Origin of the sequence: Psychromarinibacter sediminicola (assembly GCF_029168335.1) — a bacterium.
Taxonomy (GTDB): domain Bacteria; phylum Pseudomonadota; class Alphaproteobacteria; order Rhodobacterales; family Rhodobacteraceae; genus Psychromarinibacter; species Psychromarinibacter sediminicola.
The window spans coordinates 1-7279 of the sequence record NZ_JARGYC010000122.1 but is presented as its reverse complement, the minus strand read 5'-3'; the positions used below and the strand labels follow the sequence as shown (position 1 = coordinate 7279).

Here is a 7279-nt window from a genome sequence, read left to right as displayed (position 1 = left end):
CCAGCGCTCCAAAACAGACCGAAGCAGAAAATGCTTGGAAGGCTGGGTCAGGTGCCCGTAGGCTCATCGGCAACCGGCCAAATGGGAAATGTCGGTTGAACACTCCCCTTGGCCAGATCGATCGCCAATATGCTAATGTTTTCCACTGATGCCTCCCATTTCTTGGTCCCGTGAGACCGTTATGGCACGTTCGATCCCGCTGGTGGGGGCATCCACCTCATCGGTTCACTGAGGCCGGTTCTCATCCGCTTGATACCACCGGAGAATCCGTCTTGCGTTGCGCTTCGAAGCGTCGCAGTCTCTGTTTGAGGGAAAGAGGCGGGTCATGGTCGAAGCTCTCCGTTCCAGACCACGATCGGCATGCCTCTTCTTTCTGCTGACGGTTATCGTCAGCGCATCATTTGCCGTTTTCCATCTTTCGATTAAAGGCGATGTCGCGCGCGCTCTTAAGGGCGACTCCGCGGCTTACCGTGCGAATACCGAGCTTGAGAACCGGTTCGGTGCCCCGTCGAAGGACGAGATACTCTTCGTCACGGCAGGTGACCTTGGCGACGCGGAAACATTTGCCGCCTTTGAAGACCTTGTTTTGTCTCTACAGCTGTCGCCGGGCGTTGCTGGCGTCATAAGTATCTTCTCGCTGCCGGATCCTTCGGGGCTTGGACTAAACTATCTGTCGCGGGAAGGCATTGGCGATGCTGCACCGTCCGAACGGCTGGATCGCCTTTTGCAAGCTGCTCCATTGGCGCCCTATTTGTTGTCGGAAGACCGAAACGCGACGCTGGTTACAGTCATCCCGGACAGGTCAGTGCCGCTGGAGGACCGCCTTGCCGCGCTTGAAGCCGAAATCGCGGCTGCGGACCCCGCGCTGACCGTCAAGCCTGTCGGCCTTGCGGCACTGCAGCGCGAAATCAGCTCCGCCCTGATGGCCGACCAGGCCTTTATCGCGCCGGCCTCGACCCTGCTGTGCGTGCTTTTTGCGCTTTTCCTTTTCCGGTCTTGGAGAACGGCGATCCTGTGTGCCGTGCCCAGCGTCTTGGGGCTGTCCTGGACGGTCGGTGCGATGGCGCTTCTTGGCATCCCGTTCGACCCGTTCATGGCGATCATTCCGACGCTGATCATCGTGCTTGGCATTGCCGACAGCGTGCACGTCTTCTACGCCGTGATGCGGCACCGGGACCGATGCGATATCGGGCGCGCGCTTGTCCTGGGTCTAAACGAAACCATTCCGGCCGTGATCCTAGCGGCGCTGACGACCGCGCTGGCGTTCGTTTGCCTGTCGCTTGTCGGGTCGCCTACGCTGTCAAATGTCGCGCTTGTAGGTCCGATCGGCATGGCCATGACCACGCTGGCGGTGTACCTTGCGCTGCCGCCCGCGGCGCTGCTGCTATTGGGCGACCGCGCCGAGGGGCGGCCCGACCCGCTGAGGTTCCGCGGTCTCGCCGGCCTGGCAATCCGTGTGCTGCCCGCAAACCGGATCATCACGTTCATCGCGTTCGCCTCGCTCGCGCTGTTGCTGGCGGCACAAACGCAAACTGTGATCGGTTTCCGGCTGATGGAGCATGTGCCCAAGGGCGGCGAGTTCCGTGAGACCCTGGAGCGGCTGAAGGCAAGCCTGCCCGGCAGCGACCAGGCATTTGTCGTTCTCGAGGCCGCCGACCCGCGCCCGGGCCTGTCGCCCGAGGATCGGGCGCTGCTGGCCCGGGCCGGGCGCGCGCTTTACGGCACCGGGGACGGATTCGTGCCGCCTCGGGACATGCGCGAAAGCGACGCCGCAGCGTTGCGGCGGTTCGAGGCGGCCGATGGCGGGGCCTTCGCCTTGCCGGTCGTCGGGTCGCTCGACCGGAGCTGGCAGGAGATTCTCGGTGCCGCCGAGGCCGTAAGCGAAGATCTGAAAGACGCAGGTCTCGAGAACGCACAAGTCGTCGGCTATTCGTTGATGGCCAGCGTCGAGTTACCGCGGGTGGTACAGGAACTGCGGGTCGCGTTCTATGTCGCCGTGGGCCTTGTCGCTCTGCTTGCTGCGCTGCTCACGCGGTCGGTGCGTATTGCCGCCCTTTCGATGGTGCCGAACCTGCTGCCGATTCTCGGCGTCGAAGCCTGGCTTTTCCTGACAGACCGGCCGTTGACGATCATCGGCGGCATTGCCTTTACCGTGGCGTTCGGGATCGCTGTCGATGACACGATCCACTTGCTGAACCGATTGCGATTGGCGCGTCCTCGCGGCGCGCCGGTCGACCGGGCGGCCATTGAGACGGCGCTGCGCGCGGCATCGGCCCCGATCCTGACGACAAGCCTAATCCTGCTTGCAGGATTCGCGACGACGGCGTTCAGCCTGTTGCCCAGCGTTTCGGTCTTTGGACAGCTTACCGCGGTCGCGATGCTGCTGGCGGCAATCGCCGATCTCTTTCTTTTTCCAAGTCTGCTATGTTGGGGCGCGATCGGAGCGCGCACGAGATGACCAGATATTTCTTTCTCCTGGTAGTCTTGCTGGCCGGGCCCGCCAGGGCAGAGATGTCGCTGGCCGATCTTGTCGGCTCCTGGACCGGGAACGGCATCTATTACGAGGCCCTTTCGAAGGCAAAGATGAAATGCCGCCTTGCCGCGACAGGCGACGCCGCAAGGGTGAAGCTGACGGGGCGGTGCGGATCCAGCCTTGGAGCGCGCGACCTTTCGCTAGAGTTCGTCCGCCAGGACGATGGCAGCATTCTGCTGCTGTCGGCGGATACTTTACCCAGCGTCGAAACCGGCATCGAACGTGTCGACGGCGAGATTTCGAACAACCAGCTGAACCTGAGCGGGACGTCCCCCGGGGAATACCTGAAGCTTCAGTTCGCGCTGAACGCCGACGGCTCGCTGCATTTCGCGACAGAACGGAAATGGCGAACCGGGAAAAGTCGCTCGGTCGTCACGCTTCGGCCGCGCTAGCCGGATTTGGCCCCGCGCGCCGTTGCCCTCGCGGCACAAGGTAGCCCTGAAAAGCCCGCTCGCGCAAAAGATCGGGCTGAATGCCGGTCTTTGCCGCTAATTTCGACCCCAGGGAAGACGGCGGAGGGGACGATGCGGGGAGCAGCGATTTGCGGATTGATTTCGGTTTTGGCTGTCAAGGCCGCCGCGGGCGGGCTGGACACCACCGGCCAGCCGATCACCTTCATGTTCAGCGAGGGCACGGTGGCAGAGCTGGGTTACGCCCGGGTCATGCCCACCACCTCGGGCAACGACTCGCCGCACTTCGGCGGCAGCCCCACGGGCAATATCGCGTCTGAGATTTCCCTGCCGTCGGGCAGCTTCAAGGTCGACGCGACCGACAAGCTGTCCTTCGGCTTCATCCTGGAAAAGCCGTTCGGCGCCGACGTCACCTATGGTCCGAGTTCCGTCGCTTTTGCCGGCACGACGGCAAGCGCGGATACATCGAGCATGACGACGATGTTGCGCTATCGCTTCACCGACCGGTTCAGCGTGCATGGCGGGCTGCGCTGGCAGCAGGCCGAAGCAGGGTTCGGCCTGAATGGTGCCCTCTATGGTCCGTTTTCCGGCTATTCCGCGTCCATGGCGCGCGATAGCGGCCTTGGCTATGTGATCGGTGCCGCCTACGAGATTCCGGAATACTTTCTCCGGATATCACTGACCTACAACTCGGAAATCGAACATAGTTTCGTTACCACAGAGATGTCGGGACCGGTCACGCTGGTGTCGACGGTCGACGCGACCACGCCGCAATCCCTGAACCTTGAGTTCGTGTCCGGCATCGCGCCGGAGACCTTCGTTTTCGGCGGCGCCCGCTGGGTCGAATGGTCGAAGTTGCAGTTCGCGCCGCCTATCCTATCCGCGGCAACGAGTGATCCTCTTGTCGATTTCAACGACACCGTCACCTACAGGCTGGGCATCGGCAGGCAGCTAAGCGACCGCTGGACGGCCACGGCCGCACTGATCTACGAGCCGTCGACCAGCCCGCGGACCACCGTGCTGACGCCCGTCGACGGATTCTACGGTGCCGCGCTGGGTTTGGTCTACAGCAAGGACGATTTTCAGATCCAAACCAACATCGTTGCCACCAGACTTGGCGATGCAACGCCGTTCGTCAGCGACCTCGGAACGACGGTGTCCTCGTTTTCAGGCAACAGTTCTGTCGGCTTCGGCATGAAGTTCGTCAAGCGCTTCTAGCCGCGCATACGTTCCGGCCCCCGGTATTTGCGTGGCGCGATCCGGTATCCGGGCCTAGCCTGCGCTGCGCTTGGCTTGGCGATAATGCATGTCGTGTTCGCCCATCTCGTGCTCTGGCTTGCCGGGTTTACCGACCAGACGGCGCGGGATCCGCTGCCGCGCCGAGGCAAATGAAGTCTTGGTCCGGTCCGATTCACGGTTATGCTCGCAAAACAGGGTTTGGGTGGATCCATGCGCGATGTCGTCATCATTGGTGGCGGTCCGGCGGGGCTGGGCGCTGCAATTGCTGCAGCCGACGCCGGGCTGGACACGCTGGTGATCGCGCGGCGTGTCGGCTCCGTTGACAAGGCCTGCGGGGAAGGGCTGATGCCCGCCGCCGTCGAAAACCTTTCGGCGCTTGGGGTTGCGCCATCGCGTTTCCATCGGTTTCGGGGCGTCCGGTATATCCACGGTAAACACAGCGCCGATGGGCATTTCCGAAGGGGACCTGGGCTGGGCGTTCGGCGCACGGTGCTGCAGGACGCTTTGAACCGCCGCGCGCGGGAGCTCGGGGTCGAAATCCGGCAACAGACCGTGCGCGATATCGCCCAAACCTCCCAAAGCGTGACGATAACGGGCGAGACTGCACGCTTCGCGCTCGTGGCCGACGGGTTGCAGTCGCCGATCCGACGGCGTCTGGGGCTTTCCGCGCCGTCCCGGCGCCGGGCGCGACTGGGGCTGCGGCGGCACTTTGCTGTCGCGCCGTGGTCGGACTTCGTCGAGGTCCATTGGTCCGACCAGGCCGAGGCATATGTCACCCCGATTGCTGCGGATCTTGTCGGCGTCGCGGTTCTGTTCTACCGCGACGCCTTTCCTGCCGAAGCGGACATATACTGCAGAATACTGTCTCTGTTTCCCGCTTTGCGGGATCGGCTGCCCTGCAGGCCCTGCAGCGCCCGGCTGGGGGCGGGGCCATTCGAGCAGCGGGTGCTCATGCCGATGAACGGGCGCATACTCTTGATCGGCGATGCCGCTGGTTATCTCGATCCGCTGACCGGCGAGGGCATTCGGCTTGGGCTGGATTCTGCAAGGGCGGCAGTGGCTTGCATCACGCAGGGGCGGCCAGAGACCTATCCGCAGACGTTGCGCCGTGTGTCGCGGCGGTACTGGTCGACGACCGGCGGCCTGCTGTGGCTGCGCGACCGGCCGGTGCTGCGCGACCATATGGTCCCGGTTCTGTGGCGGATGCCCTGGCTGTTCGACATGATGCTGTCGCGGCTTGCCGAGGCATGAGACTGCCTTCGGGCGTGCGCCAACTGGCTGAAAGGAGCGGGCCGATGAATATCCTCCACGTTGAAAAGGCGCTTCCGCCGCACCGCTACCGGCAAGACGAGATTTTCGATGCGATGATCTCCAAATGGGACGGGGCGCGGATCAACCGTGCCCGCTTGGACCGGCTGCAGCAGACGGTCGGCGTGAAATCCCGCCATCTTGCTCTGCCGCTGGAGTCATATCCAGAGATCGAGGATTTCACCGCGTCGAACGACCATTTCATCGAAGCCGGCACCGATCTGGCGGAAGACGCCATGCGGCGCGCGCTGCAGGCGGCCGGCCTCGACGCAACGGATATCGACGCGGTGTTCTTCGTCAGTGTAACCGGCATCTCGACCCCGTCGATCGATGCGCGCCTTATGAACCGGCTGGCTCTGCGCCCCGATGTCAAACGGACACCGATCTTTGGCCTGGGCTGCGTCGCCGGCGCGGCGGGGCTGGCGCGCGTACATGACTATCTACAAGGGTTTCCAGACCACATCGTCGCGCTGATCTCTGTCGAACTGTGCTCTCTGACGCTGCAGCTGAACGATTTCACCCCGGCAAACCTGATTGCGGCCACCCTGTTCGGCGACGGCGGCGCCTGCGTCCTGGCAAGCGGAGCCGAAAGCAAGGTTCGCCCGGCAGGCGCGGCCCCGTCCTCCATCGACACGCATAGTCGGTTCTATCCCGACACCGAGACTATCATGGGCTGGAAGATCGGCGCGTTCGGCTTTCGCGTGCTTCTCGACGCCACCGTGCCTGATCTTGTGAACGCGAACCTCCGGCGGGACGTTGACGGATTTCTCAGCGGCAATGGCCTTTGCCGGGACGACATCGCCTGGTGGGTCTGTCACACAGGCGGCCCGCGGGTGATCGACGCGATCCGTGATGCTCTCGGACTCCCGGGCGAGGCGTTGTCGCTGACGCGGCGATCGCTGGAAGAGGTTGGCAACCTGTCCAGCGCCTCGGTGTTGCACGTGCTGGCGGACACAATCGCCGAGCGGCCGGCAGGGAACGGCGACCTGGGGCTGCTGATCGCGATGGGGCCGGGATTCTGCTGCGAGATGGTTCTGCTGCGATGGTAGCATATACCCTGCTTATCCTGGCCACGGCGGTGGAGCGCCTGGCCGAGATGATTGTTGCGCGGCGCAATGCCGCCTGGAGCCGCATGCAAGGCGGGCGGGAGTTCGGCGCAGGTCACTATCCCTGGATGGTCGCACTGCATACCGGCTTTCTGGTCGCCTGCGTGGCCGAGGTCTGGCTGCTTCAACGCGCGTTCCTGCCATGGCTGGGCTTTCCGATGCTGGCAGTGGCCATCGCCGCGCAGGTTCTGAGGTGGTGGTGCATCGTCTCGCTTGGCCGAATGTGGAACACGCGGGTGATCGTCATACCGGGGCACCAACGGTTGCGGCGCGGGCCCTACCGGTTCTTGAACCACCCCAACTATGTCGCCGTCGTTGCGGAAGGCGTGGCCTTGCCGCTGATCCACAGCGCGTACTTGTCCGCAGTCACGTTTTCGATCCTGAACGCGGCTCTGTTGCGCGTCCGCATTGGATATGAAGTTGAAGCGCTCGCTTTGCTACGCCATGACGACAGCTTGGGGTGAGCTGTCAGCCAAGTGCCAGGTACCTCTATCCCCGAACTCTCAAAGGAACGCGGCTTGAGACGGGGGAGGGGCGGTTGCGTCCGTCCATGACCCGACCCTGCCCGTAGGCAGTGTCAAAGGTCCTGTCAAAGGAACTCGGCTTGAGGCGGGGCAGGGGCGTCGGTTGCGTCCGCCCTATGATCCGTGACCTGCCCGTTCAAGTATTTCAAGACGTCCCGC

The 7279-nt window shown here is 63.4% G+C and carries 6 protein-coding genes; all 6 read left to right on the top strand.

What is annotated here, in order from left to right; translation table 11 throughout:
* Positions 1–325 precede the first annotated feature (325 nt).
* Entirely contained in the window at positions 326–2458 is a 2133-nt protein-coding gene (locus tag P1J78_RS23585) for an efflux RND transporter permease subunit (protein WP_275569830.1), read from the top strand.
* Between the two features lie 53 nt (positions 2459–2511).
* Entirely contained in the window at positions 2512–2925 is a 414-nt protein-coding gene (locus P1J78_RS23580) for a hypothetical protein (RefSeq protein WP_275569829.1), read from the top strand.
* A gap of 132 nt (positions 2926–3057) precedes the next feature.
* Positions 3058–4161 carry an OmpP1/FadL family transporter gene (locus tag P1J78_RS23575; RefSeq protein WP_275569828.1) on the top strand — a complete coding sequence of 368 codons (1104 nt, stop codon included), beginning with the start codon at positions 3058–3060 and terminating at the stop codon, positions 4159–4161.
* Between the two features lie 231 nt (positions 4162–4392).
* Positions 4393–5433, top strand: coding sequence for an NAD(P)/FAD-dependent oxidoreductase (locus P1J78_RS23570; RefSeq protein WP_275569827.1), 1041 nt, complete (start codon positions 4393–4395; stop codon positions 5431–5433).
* Positions 5430–6539, top strand: a complete 1110-nt coding sequence (locus tag P1J78_RS23565; RefSeq protein WP_275569826.1) for a type III polyketide synthase — start codon at positions 5430–5432, stop codon at positions 6537–6539. The genes P1J78_RS23570 and P1J78_RS23565 overlap by 4 nt, the downstream gene beginning before the upstream one ends.
* A 29-nt stretch (positions 6540–6568) precedes the next feature.
* Complete coding sequence (locus P1J78_RS23560; protein WP_275569825.1) at positions 6569–7060, top strand: isoprenylcysteine carboxyl methyltransferase family protein; 492 nt, start codon at positions 6569–6571, stop codon at positions 7058–7060.
* The last annotated feature ends 219 nt before the right edge of the window (positions 7061–7279 follow it).